Genomic DNA, 20052 nt, shown 5'->3' with positions numbered 1-20052 from the left:
CCGTTCAAAAAACGATGCAAAATTCAAAATACAAGCAAACAAATGGCAATAGCCGCCACAAAACCAACCACATCTGAAAATAGTCCCACCTTCAAGGCATATCGTCCATTGCGGATACCTACCGCACCAAAATATACAGTTAATACATACAGCGTCGTATCTGTGCTGCCCTGAATCGTTGAAGCAATCCGACCGATCATGGAATCGGGACCATAAGTGCGAATTAGATCCGTCGTGAACGCAAGTGAACCAGTGCCCGTCAATGGACGGAGCAAGCCTAAAGGCAGCACCTCGCCAGGTACGCCCCAGTTTTTAATCCACGGGGTTACCCAGGATATTACATAGTCCAAAGCGCCGGATGCTCGAAAAATGCTAATCGCCACCATCATGCCTACAAGATGAGGAATAATGCTGATGGCGGTAGAAAAGCCGTCTTTGGCTCCATCTACAAAAGAATCGTAGACAGGGACCTTTTTGGCATATGCATATAAAGGAATAAAAGCAAGAATAACCGGGATGGCCCAAGTCGATACGAGGTTAATAAAATTCAGCATGCCTCCCTCATCCTTTCCAAGTGGTGTCCCTGCCCTTGGTAGCTGTGATTCCTGTTCGCGGCACGGCAGGTGAAGATATGGGCGGTACATGTGAAGAAGCCACAGATGTTGGTGCTTGCGAGGTACGTGGCGCCAAGGAGGTCTGGGATGGCGGATTCGCTGGAGGACGGCGGCGCAATTCTCGACTACGATACCAACGATCCGCCGCAATGGCAGCAAAGGTGGCTATTGCGGTCGCCACCAGTGTCGTTCCGACGATTTCTGCTGGGTGTGCGGAATGAAAATTTAGCCGAATGGCGATCAACGTAGTAGGAATAAGCGTAATGCTGGCTGTATTCAGCGCGAGTAGCGTACACATGGCAGGTGTAGCAGTTTGCTTATCAGGATTGAGTGTTTGTAACTCTTGCATCGCTTTGATCCCCATGGGCGTTGCTGCATTCCCCAGTCCGAGCAGATTGGCGCTCATATTGGACAAAATGTAGCCCATAGCGGGATGATTACGAGGAACATCAGGAAAGAGAAAGGCGACCAAAGGAGAAAGCAGCTTAGATATTTTCTGTAAGAGCCCACCGTCTTCAGCCAGCCGCATCATACCCATCCAGAATACCAGCACACTTATCAGTCCAAAGCATACTGTAACACCCGTAGTTGCCCCGTCAAAAGCTGCCTTCGTCACCACCTCTATATTCCCCTGTGCGGCTGCAAATACAAATCCTATACAAATCAAAGCCACCCATATGAGATGAATCATGACTGATTCCCCCTTTTCCCAATGATGTGACACCGCAGCTTTATAACATCAAGCCTACTTGCCTTATGCTCCGAACAGATTTTCAAGAATTTCATTCCATTTGCTCGTCCAACCTCGTTGTTGAGTATGGTTTGCAGGAACTTGTGCAGTCGGAGCCTCCTGCTGTGGCTGCACAGTAGTTTGAGCAGGCAGCTTACTACCTTTTTCATATACAGGAACGGAACCGATCAATTTACCTTCCAGTAAAAATTCGATCCGTCCTCGTAAACCAAAAGACACGTCAGCTCTATCTGCCGAAGCGGAATTTTTAAACAATACCAGTCTTTTGTGCAATTGAGTCTTCTCACCCTCATGTAAAGGATAAGAAAAACTCGCACCTGTCAAGAGGGGGTAACCCTCAATAGGCTGCTGCTTGTCCGTAATCGGAATGAGGGGATAATAGCGGAAGCCGTAATCAAGCATACGGGCATGATCATTCCAATCGTCCCCGTCATTCAAGGTAACAGCAGCCAGCTGACGCCCCTCGCGTGTGGCCGAGCTGACCAGACAGCGAAACGCTTTTTTAGTATAGCCTGTTTTTACACCGTCAGCTCCCTCATACAGCCGCAGCATTTTGTTTTTATTATGCCATGAGTAGTCCCAGGAATCGTTGGGGTTCGGTGCTTTTTTCAGTTCTGTTTTTACGATACGGGCAAAAGTTGGATTATGCAGCGCATAAGCGGTGAGCCGGGCCATATCGTTGGCTGAGGAATAATGTCCGTCGGCATCCAGCCCATGAGGATTAGCAAAATGTGTATGGTTTAGCCCAAGCTGAACCGCCTTGTCATTCATTAAATGGACAAATCCCTCTTCTGTTCCACCCACATGCTCGGCAATGGCAGAAGCTGCATCATTACCAGAACGGAGCATTAAGCCATACAGCATATTTTCCAGCGTCATTTGTTCACCCATCTGCAAAAAAAGCGATGATCCTTCTTTGGCATACGCCGTTGAACTCACTTTTACTCGGTCCTGCAAGCGTCCATGTTCAATGGCTACAATCGCAGTCATAATTTTGGTTAGGCTAGCTATTCGGAGCTCCCGGTCACCTTCGGCTGAATATATGATCCGTCCTGATGTGACATCAATTAAAGAAGCAGCCTGTGCATGAGTTCCTAACGCGGGCGGTGTTGCTTCTGTTGTCACCGCTCCCAGAACAGGCTGTGGACTCAGCAATGTAAGCGGCAATGACAAAACAAGCATAAGCGCTAGCGGCAAAACAAATGCGCGTGCCTTATTCTTAAAATGGCTGTGGTCCGCATGGATATGTTGTTTTTTTTTAAACATTTGGATTCCTCCGGTTTTGAGCAAGTCTTGTACCATTCTATGTCCAAGCTGTTCAAAGTATGTCCAGCTTTATAACAGAAAATTCCTTGTACAGGACAGTCATTAGCCGCTCCTCTTTTGCTTTCTTTCTATGTTAACCAAGCAACTTGCACTCCTGAACACATATAATATTAGTTACTAAACGTTAAATATGAATCCGGGGGTTACAACATGCAGCGATTACAGTTTGAAATGATTTTAAGATCGCGGATTGTAGAGTCCGCACAAGCATTGCATCAAAGTGGTGTATCCTTCGCCACTTTTGCTACCGCGCGTTGCAACCCACAATTTTGGGAGTTAACGGAAAAAGGCGGTTTTCGGATCAAAGCAGGTGTCACTCCGGCGCAAGGGATCAGAGATATCTTTATAAACGGTCAACAATACGCTTTTGAATGTGCAACAGCAATGGTTATTGTGTTGTACAAAGGAGTACTGGATTCCATTCTAGAAAGTGAGTTTAATCAGATTTTTGCAGATATGCTGTTGTATGATTGGCACTATGACAGTGATCTCAGGCTTATACAACAGCAAGGCAGCCATAAAGCGGTTCCTGGGGACATTCTGTATTTTAACAATCCAGATGTGTCGTCCGATGCATTGGAATGGAAGGGAGAAAATGTCGTCAAACTGAAGGAAGATTCTTTCTATGGCCATGGGATTGGCATCTTGCCGGCTCAAGGTATTATTGATTCTCTTAATCGACATCGTCGCCCGGATGCCACGGTATCTGCTTATATGACGAATGAAGTGATCTACCCTGACTTCGTTTACCTATCCCAGTTCGCACCCGAAGAAAACCGAAAAAATGAACTATCAGTGAATACATTTTATTACCAAGAATTCAGTCACTGTATACATGCTGTCATTGGTGGAAGGCAGTATATTCAGGAATAGAGGCCGAGTTGATACTAAAAAGAAGGTATTCCTAGGCCACGCTCGGCTTGGGGATACCTTCTTGAGAGCACACTTTTAATTTCAATAACTTTTACAAGTAAGCCGGTCCAGATTGACTTTGGTCAGTATTAGCATTTGCAGGTACCTGTGGAGGTGGAGTCTGCATGTTGCTGCCTGAATTCTGGAAGATAGACTGAACCTTATCGATCAGGTATGGTGTGGAGTCGATGATTTTCTCAAACAGATGCGTTTGATTGTCCAGCGGAACGATTTGTGCTCCCTGTTTGCCGACAACTAGAAAGGCAATGGGATGAATAGATACACCACCACCGCTACCGCCACCAAAAGGATGTACTTCCTTCCCACTATGATTACCGGATGCTGAGGAAGTATGGAGCGCCTCTTCATCTACGTTAAAATCACTTCCCCCGGCTGCGAACCCAAATCCTACCTTACTGATTGGCAAAATAACGGAACCATCGGGTGTTTCCACCGCGTCTCCCACAATCGTATTCACGTCCACCATGGCCTTGATGTTCTCCATCGCGGTTTGCATGAGCCCTTGAATCGGATGATCTGACATGTTTTATTCCTCCTCTGCTTATCTCAAGCGTAGACTGCTTTTCTTTAGCTATTGTGCGCAAAGGTTCAGGGAAATATGTATGTCAATCCTCTACACTGTTTATTCCTCACTGCTGGCTTGTTGATTCTCAGGATTTTTGGAAATAACCCGCTTCCATGCCTCTGGTCCTCCCGGAACACGCCATATGCGGAAAGCTAATCTGAGCATGGAAAAGATTAAATAACCGAGCGATATTTTTGCTTCACAGTTCAAGATGGTAGTAAAACGTAGTCGGTCCACCCAATAAGGCACAACAAACACCTTTGGGGTACAGTCCATGCGCACAATGCTGGAAGCAAAACCGATCAAGGTCGTTTTTAGCCCCCATAACATACCAGTTGAGGTCGCTGTATAAGCTGCGTCAGCCAGACTAATATTGGTAGACCACTCCATTTTGGACACTGTTACATGGGCCAATGTATGTCGCAGCCATCGCTGTAAAGATTGTGTTCCCTTGAGCAAAACCCGTATATCATGTATAAATTGCTTGATTTTTTCGATATCAATATTTCCGCTATCCACAGAAGCATCCGTTTTATGTATGTTTTTATTGCGGTCAAGCCGATAGAGAAGCCCTTTTTTCAAACCTGTTATGAGAATGGCTGGAATATCGTAATCCATTTTGACCAACCCGTATAGAATTCTGATCTCTAGATGCGCCCGATCATCATTGTCATGCTTGGCAATTTCCAGCTTCAATCGAATACGAGAGAGCAGAATAGCCAGTACGATGAATATAACGATGATGGTGGCGATACTGATCCATTTCCACACTGGCGAGTCCTCCCTACCCTTTTGCTATAGAATATCATGGCAAAAATAGTATGACCCTTCGGCGGAAAATCATGCATCTTAAAATGCCAAACAGCCAGCCCTCAACAACGTAAGGACTGGCTGTCTTTTAAATTTTATGAACTTAGGATTCCAGATCCGAATCGTTCTCCGCAGGCTGGCTGCTCTCCAGACGCTCGAACAATAGCTGTGTCTCTTCTTCCAAATTGTCTGAATCCTCGAACTGCTCCGGTTGCGGTAGATCTTCGAGAGAGCCTAGACCGAAATAATCCAAGAATGATTTCGTCGTTCCATACAATATTGGTCGTCCGATGGCTTCAGCTCGACCTTTCTCTTCAATGAGCTCCTTGTTGACCAGTGTATGTATGGCCCGCTCGGATTTGACTCCCCGAATTTCTTCGATTTCAACTCTTGTAATGGGCTGGCGATAGGCCACAATAGCCAGTGTCTCCAAAGCAGCTTGAGACAGTGAGGCACGTGCCGGAGAGTAGGCGAGCTTTTCAAAATAGGGTGCATGTTCGGATAAGGTTGCAAGCTGATAATGACCAGCAATACGGACAAGCTGCAGGCCTCTTCCTCCCTGCTCCATGTCCTGTTTCATATCCTCCAGACACTTTTCAACCAGCTCTTGCTGCTGCTCTACAATGTCGGCGATCTGCTTGGTGGACAACCCTTCCTCTCCCGCAAGAAACAGCAGCCCCTCAATAATTGATTTCAGCTTCAGATAATCCATTAACCCGTAAATCCCCTCTCCACTCCATTACAATATCATCGAAAAGCTTCTCCTGATAACAGAAGATTTGCTTCATTTTCATCAATTCAAGGATAGCCAAAAAGGTTACAACCACCTCATGCCGATACATGTCCTCATGCATCAGCTTGGAGAACAGCAGCCGTCCTCCAGTCCCCACCATCTCTAACGCCCCGATAACTTGCCGGATACGGTCCTTGACTGAAATTTCGTCCCGATGAACACGGGTTACCGTCGTACGTCGTTCAGCTTTGCGCAATGCACGCTGAAAGGCCGCGACCAAATCACTTGCATGCAGCCCATGCACCGGATTCGCGGGTTCGGTTGGCAAGAATGCGCTCAAATCTTCCGGCTCCTTGCCATAAATCAGACTCCGTTCCCACTCACGTTCACTCAAGTGGCGAGCAATCCCTTTGTATTTGCGATACTCCACCAGCTTGCGAACCAGTTCCTCGCGTGGATCATAGTCCTCTTCTTCATAATAATCCAAATCGTCATATTCCATCACAGGTGGCTTGGGAAGCAACAATTTACTCTTAATGGATAAGAGCGTCGCCGCCATCACTAGAAACTCGCTTGTAATGTCCAGTTCCAGCTCCTGCATACTGTGCAAAAAAGCCATGTACTGATCAGTAATATCGCTAATCGGGATATCCTGAATGTCGATCTCGGCTTTATCAATCAGATGCAACAGTAGATCCAGCGGACCCTCGAATGTTTCCAGCTTGTAATTTACGACTGTCAATGTGCTTCCCCCTGCCTTACTCCAATCATCATTCAACAATACCTTTCCCCATTAGCACTTATGCTCTACGTTATCAATCCCTCTTTCTGTAGTATATACGTCATCGCCTTGCTTAACAATCCAATCCCTTTTCCACTTTGCAGTTTATGCCGTTCTTTCAGCCATTTATATCATTAGAACTGCTTACCGAGATTGGCCATTTCAATCGCAGCCAGCGCAGAATCCCAACCTTTATTACCAGCCTTCGTACCTGCTCGTTCAATAGCCTGCTCAATATTTTCCGTAGTCACTACACCAAAAATAATGGGTACACCCGTTTTCAGACTGCTTGCCGCCACACCCTTGGCCACTTCATTGCAGACGATATCATAGTGTGAAGTAGAGCCACGGATAACCGTGCCAAGCGTAATGACGGCATCATATTTTCCGCTTGCAGCCATTTTTTGTGCAATAAGTGAGATTTCAAATGCTCCCGGCACCCATGCTACATCAATTTCATCTTCCTGTGCACCATGTCGTTGAAGTGCGTCAAGCGCACCACTTAACAGTTTGCTTGTAATAAACTCATTAAATCTGCCCACCACAATACCATACTTTAAACCACTTGATACAAGATTACCTTCCAGAAAACGTGCCATGCTTATCAACCTCTCTTTTTTTTGAATTTTTTACAATGACAAACGACGACGGTATTCAATTAAATGTTGAATGCTAATCAGCTTCAGTTGATGTCGCTTGGCGATCACGGCCAAATCAGGCAAGCGGGCCATTGAGCCATCTTCCTTTATAATTTCGCAAATGACCCCGACGGGCTTGAAGCCGCTGAGTCGGGCCAGGTCGACAGCCGCTTCAGTATGACCAGCGCGTTGCAAGACCCCACCATCGCGAGCAATTAGCGGGAACATGTGACCAGGTTTGCGGAAATCGCTGCCCGTGATTGCTTCGTCGGCTAAGGCGCGAACAGTCAAAGAGCGCTCGGCCGCTGAAATCCCCGTTGTTGTCTTCATATGATCTACCGATACCGTAAAGGCGGTACCGTGAAAATCTGTGTTTTGCTCTACCATAGGATGCAATTCCAATGCCTCGGCTCTGTGCTGTGTGATCGGCACGCAGACCAACCCGCGACCTTCTGTAATCATGAAGTTGATGACCTCAGGCGATGCTTTCTCAGCCAAAGCGATAAAGTCGCCTTCATTTTCCCGCTGTTCATCATCCACTACAATAACGACTTTGCCGTTCTTTAAATCCTCCAATGCTTCTTCGATGGAATCCAATCGAATCTCTTCGTCATAGTGCAACTCGCCCTGCTCCATGATATTTGTCGTCGCACTTGTTTGGATGCCTCTATCCATAACCCTCTCCTCCTTATGTCTTATGTCACGAATGCTCCTGAACCAAATTTTCTATCATTCTGTATCAGGCTGTATCAAGCAAAGCCGTGTTTCGCCAAATAGTCCAAACTAAGAGGAGCTTGATCTGCTCTCTCCATCGGTACTGAACCTCTGTAATGTAAAAGCTGCTCCACATATTTGCCCAATATGTCGCATTCAATATTCACAGTGTCTCCCTCACGTTTGGCTTGTAAGGCTGTTTCGGCTAAGGTATGGGGGATAATAGATACGGCAAAGCTATCTCTCTTCCGCTGCGCGACTGTGAGGCTGATACCATCAATTGTAATTGACCCTTTGATGAGAACATATTTAAATAATGCTTGATCAGAAGGCTCAACTTCGAACACAACTGCATTCTGGTCTGATGTTACTCCGCGAATCGTACCCGTCCCGTCCACATGTCCCTGTACGATATGTCCTCCGAACCTTCCATTCGCCGCCATCGCCCGCTCTAGATTGACTCGGCTGCCGGATCTGAGTTCCCTTAGATTACTGCTGCGAAAAGTCTCTGGCATCACATCAACCTTAAAATCTTTAGTACCAATCTGTATTGCCGTCAGGCAAACACCATTTACCGAGACACTATCGCCGATTTTCAAATCGCCCAATACCACAGAACCCGAAATCCCCAGCACCATCGCTTCACCGCTTTTGGAAATACTTTGAATGCGACCCACTTCCTCGACCAATCCGGTAAACATGCTTTCACTCCTTTCCACTACATTTCAGTTTATCCCTAATTCATCTGCTGTAAGCGCAAATAACCCCCAGTCGGGATTCAATCCGTCATGGGGGTGATGAGAGTCACATATGTAGTATACAAGCGCAGTTCATGTATGTCTTAAAATGACATGAAATCATAGGTTTGCCAAAAGAAAGCATGATCGAAGATACAGCAATTACGCTCAGAACGTTATCAAAAAGAAAGCTTAATCAAAGCTGTCGTCCGATACTGTCCTACAACGAAATAAGCCGTACGCATTTTTACGTATGCTAAAAATTGGCACATGCCACGTCATGCACATGCGCTTCGTATCCTTCTCCCATCCAGACTATACTGTCGGTCCCGGAATTACACCAGGTCCACCTTCTGCTGATTGTTCAGCATCCGGGTCACGGACTAAGCCATGCTGTGTTCGCAGAAGCGATTCACAAACATGTCATCACCGCCGGTGGGGAATTTCGCCCCGCCCCGAAGGATCTTGCTCTTATTTAATTGAATTAACATTAAACTTGTTACGTATATTAGCACCGACTTCAAAAAAAAGCAAGTTATCTAATAGAAGCTCCTGCTTTGGTTTTGACATATTGGCTGGAGAGTTCTTCAAACCAGGCTTTATCATTCATATGAAGTGCCAGATCAATCAGATCGGCCAGTTCGTCGACTCCAAGCTGTGTATCATGGTCAAAGGTAATAACGGCCGAAGCGACAGGTCCTCGCTCTCCCTCAGAACATGCTTCATAATCCAGTCGTACATCCACATGCCCATCAATAAACTCGCATTTTAAAAAATAAATAATTTCACACATTAAAATAGGGCGCACTTGTGTTTCTAACACGCAATCCATCACCTTGGCAGAATAATGCTGGTTCGTCAGCGTGAATTTGTGTTCAGTTGCCGCCAGCGATGCCCGGCCAAAATCATCCGTAAACTTGAGTTCCACTGGCGTGATATTCATAATCTTGGGGATTTGCTTCTTTATAATTTCAATTATTTCAACTGTATTCAGCTTAATCATTACCTGCACCTCATTGCATCTTAAAATTCAAAAGAAAACTTTATAACATGCCTTCTATAGGCCTCCACTCCTATATCGGAAATCATTACCTGTTTTTTTATGCTTCAACCCATAAACGCAAAAAAAGATTCCTTGCGCAGCAAGCGCAAGGAATCTCAATAGAACTGGTGCCGAAACAGCGGCTAACAATGTTACACGATTATTATGCAAAAAAACAGAATTATAACTCCGAAATTTCATGTTTCTTTTTCAGGATAGTCCAGCGACGCTCAATCTCCTGCTCAAAGGTAGCCAGCGTTGCTTCCTCTTTGAGAAGATGCTTCGTTTTACCCATTAATTTCAGCCATTCTGAGGCTGGAATCCGTTTTCCCTTGTCTTCCGGATTGTACGTAATCGTCGTGCTTCCCTGTTCGATTTCGTACAAAGGAAAGAAGCAAGACTCAACTGCGGCGCCTACGATGCTAGTACCCAGTCTGTCTTCGGATTTCCAGTTGAGCGGGCAGGCACACAGAATTTTACCATATGCCGTACCCACGTTGTTGGCATACCATTGAGCCTTGGCCGCTTTGCGCAGCATATCCTGCGGATGGCTTTCGGCTGCGGTAAAAGCATACGGGATGTTACAGGCGGCCATGATTTGTACGGTATCCTTATGATGCCCTTGCTTCCCTTTTTGCATTTTCCCTACACCCGATGTACTGGTCATATGCCCCATTGGAGTGGAGTACGATTGCTGCGAACCTGTATTCATGTACCCCTCGTTGTCATATTCCAGCATAATCAGTTTATGGTTACGCAGAGCCGCACCAATTGCAGAACCCATACCGATATCCATCCCGCCGTCACCACTGATCATGATAAAGGTTGGATCATCGGATATCTCAATTTCATTACGTCGCTTCATCTCCATGTAAGCTTCCAGCGCACCTGAAAGGGTAGCGGCTCCGTTTTGAAAAAGATTGTGGATCATCGGTTGCTTGTGTGATGTATATGGATACCCTGTCGTCACCACATAAACGCAGCCAGTCTGGAATAGTACGACAATATCGCCTTCAATTCCTTTAAAAAATAGCTCAAGCGCAGACAAGGCTCCACAACCAGGACAAGCCCCATGCCCTGGTGTAAGACGGCGTGGTTTGGTTGTCAACGAACGCAGAGGTGGTACCTTGACTTTGAGCTTCCCAGTCGCCTCGTCCGGCGTAACCTGAATCAGCCCCGTACGGTATGCATTGCCACGTGGTGGCTGCATGACTTGCGGCATCACCTTGTCTGGAGAGCCTGGATTAACCCCGTAATAATCAAAAGGCTTCTCCGCGCGTCCAGCCTCTGCCGCCTGAATCGCAAGCTGGAAGAAGGCCTCTGCATCTTCCGCATAAAAGTCCTTACCACCCAAGCCAAAGATACGGCTTATCACGATGGTTTGGTTCAGTGGGTCCTCTTGTAACGCCGCCTTGATTTCATGCGTCAAATTACCACCATCTGACCCGTACGAATCTGCACGTTCACCCACCAACAGCGCCTTGACATGGCGCAACGCCTCCCGCAGTTGTGCAGCTGGGAATGGCCGGATGATATTCGGACGAATCACACCGGCTTTAATGCCGCGCGTGCGGAGTTGATCTGCCACATCCTTGGCCGATTCAGCCGCCGAATTCAGCAAAAATACCGCAACCTCAGCATCCTCCATATGATACAGATCCAAAATCGGATATTCCCGACCGGATAAAGCGGCATATTCTGCTGCTACCTGCTCATATACTCCTTCTGAAAGCTTCAACGCTTCGGACAGTTGAACGTGATTATTCGTCAGATCATCGCCGTTCATATGCGCACCCACAGTGACAGGATGATCAAAATCCGTAATATTCGGATAATTTAGGTTCGGGTTGGGGCCTACAAAATCGCGCACGGTCTCTGCATCGGCAAAATATTGCACTTTACGTTTTTGATGGGACGTATAAAAACCGTCGTATGCGACCATTACAGGCAACCGTACATCGCTATGCTCTGCAATTTTCAGGGCCATAATGTTCATATCATACACAGCCTGTGGCGTACTTGCCGTCAAAATGACCCAGCCTGTATTCAAACCGTAATACAGGTCCGAATGATCCCCCCGAATATCCAAGGGACCACTGACAGCTCTTGTCACCAGATTCATAACCATAGGAAAACGGGTACCCGACTGGACAGGCAACTGCTCCAGCATGTACAGGAAACCTTGCGAACTGGTGGCATTGACAACCCGTGCTCCGGCCGCCGCAGCTCCATAACAAATCCCTGCCGATCCGTGTTCTCCATCTGCTGCAACCAGCTTAATATTATGCTGACCACGCGTTTTCATTTGATCCAGATACTGTGCTACCTCAGTCGACGGCGTAATCGGGAAATATCCCATCATATGATAATTGATCTGCGCAGCCGCTGTAGCTGCCATTTCATTACCGGATTCGAATGTTGTCACTTGTGCGGCGCCCGTCTGTTTGAGTTCTTCCTCCAGCTTTGCCATTACGCACGCCCTCCTTCATATACTGGAAATTGGTGGGCAACGCGATTCTGCTCCGCCCAGCCCCATTGTTCGCGACGCGAGCTTAATGCCCCTGACGGGCAAATATCTACACACTTCAGACACCCTTTGCAATACTGGTAATCAATCCCTTGCAAAAACGGCATCATTCTTCCGCGTTTGTCTGCTTGCTCTTCCCATACAAAGCAGTAATCCGGGCAAATCGAATCACACTTGGCACAATGAGTACATTTATCAGCTTCATACTCAGGTACGTAACCCTGACGTGAACCACTAACATCTTTCGTCATGCTGTTGCCCTGAGTTGCAATAACGCCCCCCAGCAATTGAGTTTCGTACCCTAGCAAAGGCTGCGGACGTTCAAAAACCCGATCCTGCGCGTCAGCAGTAACCGGATATACATGTAGTTGCATTTCTTCAAAACCACGATTAAACGTACGCAGATTAGGTTCCACTAATTGTGGATTTTTCTTTTCAAAAGTACTGCGAATAACCGATCTCATTGCTTCCGGGTCCAGGAAATCACAGACACGGAACAAGGCACCTAGCATGGACGTATTTAGTTTGGTCCGCTCTTCCAGTGCGATACCCATCGCATCCACCACTGCTAATGTACCGGATACCAGTCCCAAATCAGCCCGTATTTCTTCTGCCGGACGTGTGGAATTTACCACTACAATCCCATCTGCTGGCAGGCCGCTGATTACATTTACCGTTTTGTATAACGTTTCATGGAAAATGCCTACCACATGCGGTTGCTCGATCGGACTGTGATCGCGAATATCCACCTCCGGCTCACAGAAGCGAACAAAGCTTTTAACTGGAGATCCCTTCTTTTCCGAACCGTAGGATGAGAAATTTGAAGCATTCAGTCCCAGACCAAGTACCCCGGTTTCGGCCAACATTTTGCCAGCCAGATTTGCGCCGAGTCCACCAATGGATTCCAGCCGGATTTCAAAAAATCCGAGTCGATTTGTGCGCGTTAAAATAGACAATGTGATAAGCCCCCTTCTTTTCCAACTCTTACTGAGCTTGAATACTCATATAAAATAAATGGAAAATGCATTCTTATGAAAAGGCTATCACAACACTTACTTTTCGAATGTGATCTTACGCACTGTAATACCTACGTGATTGTAAAAATCAGCAAACCGTCAAACAAAAGACAACAAAAGCCGCCCTGTCCAAAGACAGAACGGCTTAGGTGCAACGCTATTTAAAGGAATTCAAATCATGCATGTAATGTGTAAATTACACATCAAATACTTTAACCTCTTTCATTTTGTCGCCTTGTTTTACAGCATCAATGAATTCCATACCTTTGGTTACTTTACCAAATACAGTATGTACTCCATCTAAATGCGGCTGTGGAGCGTAGCAAATAAAGAATTGACTGCCACCTGTGTTGCGACCTGCATGAGCCATGGACAGAACGCCTTTGGCATGCTTTGTTGTATTCGTAGCTGTTTCACAGTCAATGGTGTAGCCAGGACCGCCAGTACCATTACCGATCGGACAACCCCCTTGAGCAACAAAGCCCGGGATGACACGGTGGAAGCTCAAACCATTGTAGTAACCGCTGTTTGCCAGCTTTTCAAAGTTAGCAACGGTGTTTGGAGCTTCTTCTGGGAAAAAGTCAATTTCGACGATACCGCCGTTTTCAAGATCTATTCTACCTTTTTTCATTGTTTGTATCTCCTTTTCAACCTGTTTTGAGAACTAAATAACATCAAGTTCCAGTTTACTATGAATTGGCGCGCTTAGCAAAGCCTTGTCCAAAAAAAGGGGCCATTGTCCCCGGTCTATTATTACCGACGCAATGGCCTGCTTGATTTTAGAATTCCACAATCAGGACGAAACCGTAATCTTTGCATTGGGCTGAATCACTGAACTGGCTTGATCACGAACCAAGCGCTGTGGCAAAACATCATTGCGAACGATATCCTCGTAGGTTTCCCGACGCACTACCAGCTCGGCCTCACCGTTGTTGACAAATACAACTGCTGGTCGGCGTATCCGGTTATAATTGCTCGCCATGGAGTAATTATAAGCTCCGGTTGAGGCAACAGCGAGCAAGTCTCCGCTATTCGGGCGAGGCAGTTCTACATCCCAAATAAGCATATCGCCGCTTTCACAGCATTTGCCTGCAATGGACACTGTCTCTTCGTTCGCATCTTGCGCTCGATTAGCCAGCATTGCTTCATACTTAGCCTGATACAGTGCAGGACGTGGATTATCTGTCATTCCGCCGTCTACAGAAACGTATTTACGAACCTGCGGAATATCCTTGATGCTTCCTACCGTATACAAGGTTGTACCTGAATCACCTACAATACTGCGTCCCGGCTCAATCCAAATTTCTGGAAGTTCATCGTAAAGCCCTGAAAAATGAGTTTTCACCGCTTCGCCGATAGCCTGTACATAGGTGGATAGTTTCAGCGGTGTGTCCTCCTCTGTGTAACGGATACCAAATCCCCCACCGAGATTAATCACCTTGAAGGAATACTGAAGCTGTTCCTTAATCTCCCTGCAAAAAACTGCGACCCGCTCGGCAGCCATTTGGAAGCCATTGACTTCGAAGATTTGCGAGCCGATATGAGAATGTACTCCCAGCAGATTAAGATGATCCAGCTTGATAGCCTGTTCCACCGCTTGACGGGCTGTGCCATTCGCAATGTCAAAACCAAATTTTGAATCTTCTTGACCTGTGGCCATATATTCATGCGTATGCGCCTCAACCCCCGGCGTAACCCGCAGTAAAATATTGACCTGTTGTCCTTTTTCAGAAGCGAGAGCCTGTAACAAATGCAATTCCATCTTGCTATCAACGACAAAGCAGCCAATTTGCGCCTCTAACGCCATTTCAATTTCTTCCGGCGTCTTGTTATTGCCATGAAAATGGATTCGTTCTGCCGGGAACCCTGCTTGCAGCGCTGTGAACAGCTCTCCGCTGGAAACAACGTCGAGCGACATCCCTTCTTCAGCAGCTAAAGCGCACATGGCCATAACACAAAATGCTTTGCTTGCATAAGCCACTTGAAACTTTAAACCGGTCTCACGGAATGCTTCTATAAATTCCCGGCAGCGCCGGCGGACTAACTGTTCGTCTACAATATATAGCGGCGTGCCAAAACGCTCTTTCAAAAGCGTGGTATCACATCCGCCAATCTCCAAATGTCCATTGCTGTTAATTTTACTGCTTCCATGCAAATACATGTTCTGGCGCCTCTCTTTCTGGAACAAGCTAGTCATATTCCATCGAATGTTTACACCAGTATAGCAAAAAAAACATTAAGAACAATGGATTTTTATGCAGATCATTTACATTAATGCTCCTGTCCATTGCCTGAGTTCGAATCGGTGTTGGCATCCGTATGGGGCATACGCGTATTGTCCCTCGTTTTATTAAATGACGGGCGGTTAGGCGCATCAAGTACAGGCATACGGAACAAGATGGAAGCTAACGCTTTGGCATTAAAAGGAATAAACGGCCACAAATACGAAGAATTATATGACCGATGCAGCGTCAGCATCAAAATGATCAGTGTCGTGCCCACGACAAAGCCTGGTACGTGAAAAATAGCAACAGCAATCAGCAGGAATAGTCGAATCAGTCTATTCGCGAGCCCCAGCTCATAGCTTGGTGTTGCGAACATTCCTATGGCAGCAACAGCCATGTACAATACGACTTCATTTACGAACAGCCCCGTCTTAACCGCTATATCACCAACCAGAATCGCTGCAATCAACCCCATGGCGGAAGCCAATGGTGTCGGAGTATGCACAGCTGCCATTCGCATAAGATCGACCCCTAGTTCCACAATGATAAACTGGGCAATTAGCGGAAGATGCGCTTCCTTTTGAGGGCCGATAAAATCGAGAAACGCCGGTTTTAATTCGGGATTGATAACCATTAGCAGCCACATCGGAAGCAGAAACATCGAGGCGAATATGCCTATAAAACGTACCCAGCGTAAATAGCTACCCATAAAAGCGGTTTGCCGATTCTCTTCTGCATGCTGGCACAGGTCAAAAAAAGTGGTAGGCAAAATCATTACGCTGGGTGAGGTATCAACGAAAATAACGAGCCTTCCTTCCATAATATGCGAAGCTACAACATCTGGTCGCTCTGAATATCGTACTAATGGATATGGATTCCAACCTTTATTGATAATCGTCTCCTCTAATTGCTTATCAGCCAGTGGAATACCATCCAGATTAACATTTTTAATTTTGTCTCGTACCGTATCCACCATAACCTTATCCACAATATCATCAATGTAGCCCAAGCATACATCTGTTCGAGTTCGGCGTCCGACCTGCATGGCCTCGAATTTAAGTCCGGGGTCTCGCAAACGCCGACGCACTAAACCTACATTTGTAAGCATCGTTTCAGTAAAACCATCACGTGCACCGCGCACAACTCTCTCCAAGGAAGGTTCTTCTGGGCTCCGTACAGGGTAATTACGAGTATCCAGAATAACAGCAAAACGCTCGCCTTCCATGAAGAGAGCACTCATTCCCGTCAGTACCTTGTTTATAACAACGGACATCTTATCCGTCTTCTCCACCTGTATATGTGGAATAAAATTTTCGAAATACGCTTGAAGTCCAGCTGAAGTCATGTCATCCGGCGTCAGATAGGTGAGCCGCTTTAGCACCTCAAGCATGATCTGATCCTTGGCAAAGGTATTCAAGAACAAATACCCGATATGGCGGCCACCTGTTGTCATTTCCCTAAATACAACATCAAAGGTTTCTCCCAAACCCAATACCATCTTAAGGGTTTCACGATTTTCCTTCATCTTTGGCGAAATATCATCCTCAATCTGCCAATAACGAATGGATTCCTCTACATTATCAGAACGCTCGCTTTCTTTTTTGTGCTTAAGACGGGCGGCTTCCTGCTCCTGCTTTTGCTTCCAGGAGCCCAAACTTTCCCCGTCAGTATGATTTTCCCTTCCAATTGCTCCGTCTCCATGATAATGCTCCTGCTGATCCTGATCCGTTCTATGATCCATACTTCTTGCCCCCTTCTATTTCACTATTAACGGTTGTATACAAACCAATCAAATAAGGAACCCGTTACCTTGCCAAGCACCATTGCCATTAACAGACCGAACATGTATACGGTCATATGGAGTCGCTTGGCCAGAATGGGTAGGAGATTCAGCACCTCTGTTAGAGCCGCGGCGAGCAAACCAATAAATACTCCGCAAAACAACCCAGGTATCCATGTAAATATGCCCGGTAATGGCAAGCAGATATTCCAAAAATCGGCCACGGTTCCCACCACTGAACCTAAAATCATCGCCTTTTCGTATGCACGTGATTTTTTATACGTCCGGGTGAGTTGTGCTAATCGCGGCATAATATCCAGCACAATAAAAAAAGCAATCACACCGCTACCTACCGCCAGCCCCCCAGCGATACCCAAAATAATCTGAAGTGCAGCCTGTACAAATATCATGGTTTCTTATCCTTTGGCTGCAAACGAGCCATCTTTTCATACTCCTCTGCCACAACATACTGATCCACATTTTCCTGATACAGATACATTTCCACCTCCAGTGGCGTCGGCTCCTCATTCCATTTTTTCTTGAACAAGTGATTAAAAAATACGATCATACCAAAGCCGATGCCGATCGAGTAAGCAATTTGGAACAAGTACGGGTGCTCATCCTTTTGTCCCGTAATCATTTCTACAATCCGAACCTGCACCTCCATCATGCTAACGTCAGCATGAAAGTTCATAATCGTCAGCGCAGAGCCAAAAAACAGGAGCAACCATACCAACACGAACAGTATTTTGGATGGCTTACGGGGTCTCTCCACGAGTTCCACAAGTACATGCGGTTTCCCGAGAGATTCAATTACAACTCCCGGAATATGATCTCTAATTTTTGATATGATCTGTAGCATGTCCACCAGTATCAGGTTACCGTCCTGCTTCTGCGGCCGCTTGAGAACAAGTTCAAGCAGATCCTTTTCCCATTCGGGCTCCGTCAGCAGATGGGCTACATCGCCCAAATGTAAATCCTGCCCTTGGATCATACGCACACGGCTGCGGAGCCGCAAGTAGACAATAGGAGCCGGACTATGATTCATCCGATTCCCTCCTTATCCTCGTAATTACCGATTAGTATGGAGTGAAGCAAGCAAACCTATTCTGTGTATTGTCTTTTGTCGCACGCAAAAAAGAGTACTCCTGGCCATTAAAATGGCTTTGGAATACCCTTCAAAATGCGTAAGCATAAAGTTTTACTAAAATCCTGCCCTTTATTATTGGGCAATCTGATCGCGGATCAGTTGTAAAATCTTTTTTTCCAATCGTGATACCTGCACCTGGGAAATACCAAGACGACTTGCAACCTCTGATTGAGTCTGATCCCGGTAATAACGCAGGTACACAATCAATCGCTCCCGCTCAGATAATCCGTCAATAGCCTCATTAAGCGCCAGCTTGTCGAACCATCTTTCCTGTGATTCATCGGCAATCTGATCCATAAGTGTAATCGGGTCCCCGTCATTTTCAAACACTGTTTCGTGAATCGAGGTAGGAGGCTTATTCGCCTCCTGCGCAAAAACAACATCCTCCGGTGTCACTCCAAGCTCATCAGCAACCTCCTTGACTGTAGGCAGGCGATTGAGCCGTTTGGATAGCTCGTCCTTCATTTTGCGAACCTTATTGGCTGTTTCCTTCAAGGAACGGCTAACCTTGAGTGTACCGTCATCTCGAAGGAACCGTTGAATCTCACCGATAATCATCGGTACCGCATATGTTGAAAATTTGACTTCGTAGCTGAGATCGAATTTATCCACCGATTTTAACAATCCGATGCAACCAATTTGAAAAAGATCGTCAGGTTCATACCCCCGGTTCATAAAGCGCTGCACGACAGACCAGACGAGCCGGATATTACTATTGACCAGTGTCTCACGAGCATCATTATCACCAGATTGGCTCAGTGCAATAAGCCGCTTGACCTCTGTATCCTCCAAATAGCTGTGCGAAGTTTTTTTTCCTCCTGCTTCCATAGGATCAACTCCTAATTATATAAAGCTTTCTTGGATTCAATCCTTTTCTTCATCCGGACCGACGTGCCTCCGCCCGGCTCACTGACTGCTTCGAACTCATCCATGAAATTTTCCATAATCGTAAAGCCCATGCCGGAGCGTTCCAATTCAGGCTTGGACGTATAGAGAGGCTGCTTGGCCAGCTCCAGATCCTCAATTCCCCGTCCTGCATCCTCAACGACTAACGTGATCACGTCCGCTTCAATCCCAACTTTAATCGTTACAACACCTGACGGATCGCTGTCATAACCGTGAATAATACTGTTTGTCACCGCTTCAGACACGACGGTCTTCAAATCGCTAAGCTCATCCATCGTGGGATCAAGCCTGGAAATAAAGGCTGCCACAGCCACGCGGGCAAATGCTTCATTTTCCGATTTGGCGGCAAACTGCAAGCTCATGAAATTGTTCCCCGTGCCTTCTCTCATGACACAACCTCCAATTCCGTGAGCGCATTTCCCTCGTTGTCATAGATGGGCATGATTTTAAATAAGCCTGACATATCCAGCAGTCGATGTACCGGCGGATTGACATCACAGACTGCCATTTTCCCGCCCTTTTGCTTGATCAGTTTGTATCGTCCCAAGATAACGCCAAGGCCGGAACTATCCATAAACTGAAGATTCTTCAGGCTGAGCACGATATGCTCGCATTGCCGGCGTTGAATCGCCTCATCCATTTGCATACGGACCATATCCGACGTATGGTGATCAAGTTCACCAGACAGCCTTACAATAAGTACTCCCCGGTGATGCTCCATTTCAATTTGCAGGTTCATGCTTGCTCACTCTCCTCCCGGTCTTGGACAAGGATTTCTACGTAGTCGCAGACGATTCCTGCCCT

At 46.4% G+C, this 20052-nt stretch carries 22 protein-coding genes and 1 riboswitch; of the genes, 1 reads left to right on the top strand and 21 read right to left on the bottom strand.

Annotated elements, in window-relative coordinates; all coding sequences use genetic code 11:
• Window positions 1–23: 23 nt before the first annotated feature.
• The 3 genes from ACXHJ2_RS08355 to ACXHJ2_RS08345 form a co-directional block, all read right to left on the bottom strand.
• Window positions 24–554 (bottom strand): spore maturation protein, encoded by a 531-nt coding sequence (locus tag ACXHJ2_RS08355; RefSeq protein WP_014599983.1) that lies wholly within the window; start codon window positions 552–554, stop codon window positions 24–26.
• 7 nt (window positions 555–561) lie between these two features.
• Window positions 562–1305 carry a nucleoside recognition domain-containing protein gene (locus ACXHJ2_RS08350; RefSeq protein ID WP_013371716.1) on the bottom strand — a complete coding sequence of 248 codons (744 nt, stop codon included), beginning with the start codon at window positions 1303–1305 and terminating at the stop codon, window positions 562–564.
• Window positions 1306–1368: 63 nt separating this feature from the next.
• Window positions 1369–2631, bottom strand: coding sequence for a D-alanyl-D-alanine carboxypeptidase family protein (locus ACXHJ2_RS08345; protein ID WP_165082325.1), 1263 nt, complete (start codon window positions 2629–2631; stop codon window positions 1369–1371).
• Between the two features lie 210 nt (window positions 2632–2841).
• Here ACXHJ2_RS08345 and ACXHJ2_RS08340 point away from each other — a divergent pair, with 210 nt between their 5' ends.
• Window positions 2842–3564, top strand: a complete 723-nt coding sequence (locus ACXHJ2_RS08340; RefSeq protein ID WP_040103469.1) for a hypothetical protein — start codon at window positions 2842–2844, stop codon at window positions 3562–3564.
• Between the two features lie 91 nt (window positions 3565–3655).
• Here the strand turns inward: ACXHJ2_RS08340 and ytfJ are convergent, their stop codons facing one another.
• The 18 genes from ytfJ to spoIIAA all read right to left on the bottom strand — a co-directional run bounded on the left by ytfJ (window position 3656) and on the right by spoIIAA (window position 19987).
• On the bottom strand, window positions 3656–4147 hold the full coding sequence (ytfJ, locus tag ACXHJ2_RS08335; protein ID WP_013371720.1) for a GerW family sporulation protein: 492 nt from the start codon (window positions 4145–4147) through the stop codon (window positions 3656–3658).
• A 99-nt stretch (window positions 4148–4246) separates the two neighbouring features.
• Window positions 4247–4960 (bottom strand): DUF2953 domain-containing protein, encoded by a 714-nt coding sequence (locus ACXHJ2_RS08330; RefSeq protein WP_013371721.1) that lies wholly within the window; start codon window positions 4958–4960, stop codon window positions 4247–4249.
• Between the two features lie 142 nt (window positions 4961–5102).
• Window positions 5103–5711, bottom strand: coding sequence for an SMC-Scp complex subunit ScpB (gene scpB / locus ACXHJ2_RS08325; RefSeq protein ID WP_013371722.1), 609 nt, complete (start codon window positions 5709–5711; stop codon window positions 5103–5105).
• On the bottom strand, window positions 5680–6474 hold the full coding sequence (locus ACXHJ2_RS08320; RefSeq protein ID WP_040103467.1) for a segregation and condensation protein A: 795 nt from the start codon (window positions 6472–6474) through the stop codon (window positions 5680–5682). Before ACXHJ2_RS08320 ends, scpB begins: the two co-directional genes overlap by 32 nt.
• Before the next feature lie 173 nt (window positions 6475–6647).
• Window positions 6648–7112 (bottom strand): 6,7-dimethyl-8-ribityllumazine synthase, encoded by a 465-nt coding sequence (gene ribH / locus ACXHJ2_RS08315; RefSeq protein WP_013371724.1) that lies wholly within the window; start codon window positions 7110–7112, stop codon window positions 6648–6650.
• 30 nt (window positions 7113–7142) lie between these two features.
• Window positions 7143–7826, bottom strand: coding sequence for a 3,4-dihydroxy-2-butanone-4-phosphate synthase (ribB, locus tag ACXHJ2_RS08310; RefSeq protein WP_185156524.1), 684 nt, complete (start codon window positions 7824–7826; stop codon window positions 7143–7145).
• Window positions 7827–7900: 74 nt separating this feature from the next.
• Window positions 7901–8566: a riboflavin synthase gene (gene ribE / locus ACXHJ2_RS08305; RefSeq protein ID WP_165082323.1), complete on the bottom strand. Its 666-nt coding sequence runs from the start codon at window positions 8564–8566 to the stop codon at window positions 7901–7903.
• A 330-nt stretch (window positions 8567–8896) separates the two neighbouring features.
• Window positions 8897–9069: riboswitch (FMN riboswitch) on the bottom strand.
• Window positions 9070–9137: 68 nt separating this feature from the next.
• The gene (locus tag ACXHJ2_RS08300; RefSeq protein WP_165082321.1) at window positions 9138–9605 is read right to left on the bottom strand and encodes an IDEAL domain-containing protein; all 468 of its coding nucleotides are present in this window, start codon (window positions 9603–9605) and stop codon (window positions 9138–9140) included.
• A gap of 220 nt (window positions 9606–9825) precedes the next feature.
• Complete coding sequence (locus ACXHJ2_RS08295; protein WP_165082319.1) at window positions 9826–12114, bottom strand: thiamine pyrophosphate-dependent enzyme; 2289 nt, start codon at window positions 12112–12114, stop codon at window positions 9826–9828.
• Entirely contained in the window at window positions 12114–13127 is a 1014-nt protein-coding gene (locus tag ACXHJ2_RS08290; protein ID WP_013371729.1) for a 2-oxoacid:acceptor oxidoreductase family protein, read from the bottom strand. The genes ACXHJ2_RS08295 and ACXHJ2_RS08290 overlap by 1 nt, the downstream gene beginning before the upstream one ends.
• A 256-nt stretch (window positions 13128–13383) precedes the next feature.
• A complete protein-coding gene (locus ACXHJ2_RS08285) occupies window positions 13384–13818 on the bottom strand; it encodes a peptidylprolyl isomerase (RefSeq protein WP_013310775.1) in 435 nt (144 codons plus the stop codon).
• A 162-nt stretch (window positions 13819–13980) separates the two neighbouring features.
• On the bottom strand, window positions 13981–15348 hold the full coding sequence (gene lysA, locus ACXHJ2_RS08280; RefSeq protein ID WP_165082317.1) for a diaminopimelate decarboxylase: 1368 nt from the start codon (window positions 15346–15348) through the stop codon (window positions 13981–13983).
• Between the two features lie 110 nt (window positions 15349–15458).
• Window positions 15459–17153, bottom strand: coding sequence for a spore germination protein (locus tag ACXHJ2_RS08275; RefSeq protein ID WP_165082315.1), 1695 nt, complete (start codon window positions 17151–17153; stop codon window positions 15459–15461).
• A gap of 26 nt (window positions 17154–17179) precedes the next feature.
• Window positions 17180–17602 carry a stage V sporulation protein AB gene (locus ACXHJ2_RS08270; protein WP_013371732.1) on the bottom strand — a complete coding sequence of 141 codons (423 nt, stop codon included), beginning with the start codon at window positions 17600–17602 and terminating at the stop codon, window positions 17180–17182.
• On the bottom strand, window positions 17599–18240 hold the full coding sequence (locus tag ACXHJ2_RS08265) for a stage V sporulation protein AA (RefSeq protein WP_025675632.1): 642 nt from the start codon (window positions 18238–18240) through the stop codon (window positions 17599–17601). Before ACXHJ2_RS08265 ends, ACXHJ2_RS08270 begins: the two co-directional genes overlap by 4 nt.
• A gap of 174 nt (window positions 18241–18414) precedes the next feature.
• Window positions 18415–19170 (bottom strand): RNA polymerase sporulation sigma factor SigF, encoded by a 756-nt coding sequence (gene sigF / locus ACXHJ2_RS08260; RefSeq protein WP_013371734.1) that lies wholly within the window; start codon window positions 19168–19170, stop codon window positions 18415–18417.
• Between the two features lie 11 nt (window positions 19171–19181).
• On the bottom strand, window positions 19182–19637 hold the full coding sequence (gene spoIIAB, locus ACXHJ2_RS08255; protein ID WP_013310781.1) for an anti-sigma F factor: 456 nt from the start codon (window positions 19635–19637) through the stop codon (window positions 19182–19184).
• The gene (gene spoIIAA / locus ACXHJ2_RS08250) at window positions 19634–19987 is read right to left on the bottom strand and encodes an anti-sigma F factor antagonist (protein WP_013310782.1); all 354 of its coding nucleotides are present in this window, start codon (window positions 19985–19987) and stop codon (window positions 19634–19636) included. Before spoIIAA ends, spoIIAB begins: the two co-directional genes overlap by 4 nt.
• Window positions 19988–20052: the final 65 nt, after the last annotated feature.

This window comes from Paenibacillus sp. ALE3 (assembly GCF_054113405.1).
Note: the sequence above shows the minus strand (reverse complement) of the source record. Positions and strands in the feature narration are given on the sequence as shown.

Coding starts and splice junctions, on each gene's coding strand:
- ACXHJ2_RS08355 (WP_014599983.1), bottom strand. CDS start 554: ATGCTGAATTTTATTAACCTCGTATCGACTTGGGCCATCCCGGTTATT.
- ACXHJ2_RS08350 (WP_013371716.1), bottom strand. CDS start 1,305: ATGATTCATCTCATATGGGTGGCTTTGATTTGTATAGGATTTGTATTT.
- ACXHJ2_RS08345 (WP_165082325.1), bottom strand. CDS start 2,631: ATGTTTAAAAAAAAACAACATATCCATGCGGACCACAGCCATTTTAAG.
- ACXHJ2_RS08340 (WP_040103469.1), top strand. CDS start 2,842: ATGCAGCGATTACAGTTTGAAATGATTTTAAGATCGCGGATTGTAGAG.
- ytfJ (WP_013371720.1), bottom strand. CDS start 4,147: ATGTCAGATCATCCGATTCAAGGGCTCATGCAAACCGCGATGGAGAAC.
- scpB (WP_013371722.1), bottom strand. CDS start 5,711: ATGGATTATCTGAAGCTGAAATCAATTATTGAGGGGCTGCTGTTTCTT.
- ribH (WP_013371724.1), bottom strand. CDS start 7,112: ATGGCACGTTTTCTGGAAGGTAATCTTGTATCAAGTGGTTTAAAGTAT.
- ribB (WP_185156524.1), bottom strand. CDS start 7,826: ATGGATAGAGGCATCCAAACAAGTGCGACGACAAATATCATGGAGCAG.
- ribE (WP_165082323.1), bottom strand. CDS start 8,566: ATGTTTACCGGATTGGTCGAGGAAGTGGGTCGCATTCAAAGTATTTCC.
- ACXHJ2_RS08300 (WP_165082321.1), bottom strand. CDS start 9,605: ATGATTAAGCTGAATACAGTTGAAATAATTGAAATTATAAAGAAGCAA.
- ACXHJ2_RS08295 (WP_165082319.1), bottom strand. CDS start 12,114: ATGGCAAAGCTGGAGGAAGAACTCAAACAGACGGGCGCCGCACAAGTG.
- ACXHJ2_RS08285 (WP_013310775.1), bottom strand. CDS start 13,818: ATGAAAAAAGGTAGAATAGATCTTGAAAACGGCGGTATCGTCGAAATT.
- lysA (WP_165082317.1), bottom strand. CDS start 15,348: ATGTATTTGCATGGAAGCAGTAAAATTAACAGCAATGGACATTTGGAG.
- ACXHJ2_RS08275 (WP_165082315.1), bottom strand. CDS start 17,153: ATGGATCATAGAACGGATCAGGATCAGCAGGAGCATTATCATGGAGAC.
- ACXHJ2_RS08270 (WP_013371732.1), bottom strand. CDS start 17,602: ATGATATTTGTACAGGCTGCACTTCAGATTATTTTGGGTATCGCTGGG.
- ACXHJ2_RS08265 (WP_025675632.1), bottom strand. CDS start 18,240: ATGAATCATAGTCCGGCTCCTATTGTCTACTTGCGGCTCCGCAGCCGT.
- sigF (WP_013371734.1), bottom strand. CDS start 19,170: ATGGAAGCAGGAGGAAAAAAAACTTCGCACAGCTATTTGGAGGATACA.
- spoIIAB (WP_013310781.1), bottom strand. CDS start 19,637: ATGAGAGAAGGCACGGGGAACAATTTCATGAGCTTGCAGTTTGCCGCC.
- spoIIAA (WP_013310782.1), bottom strand. CDS start 19,987: ATGAACCTGCAAATTGAAATGGAGCATCACCGGGGAGTACTTATTGTA.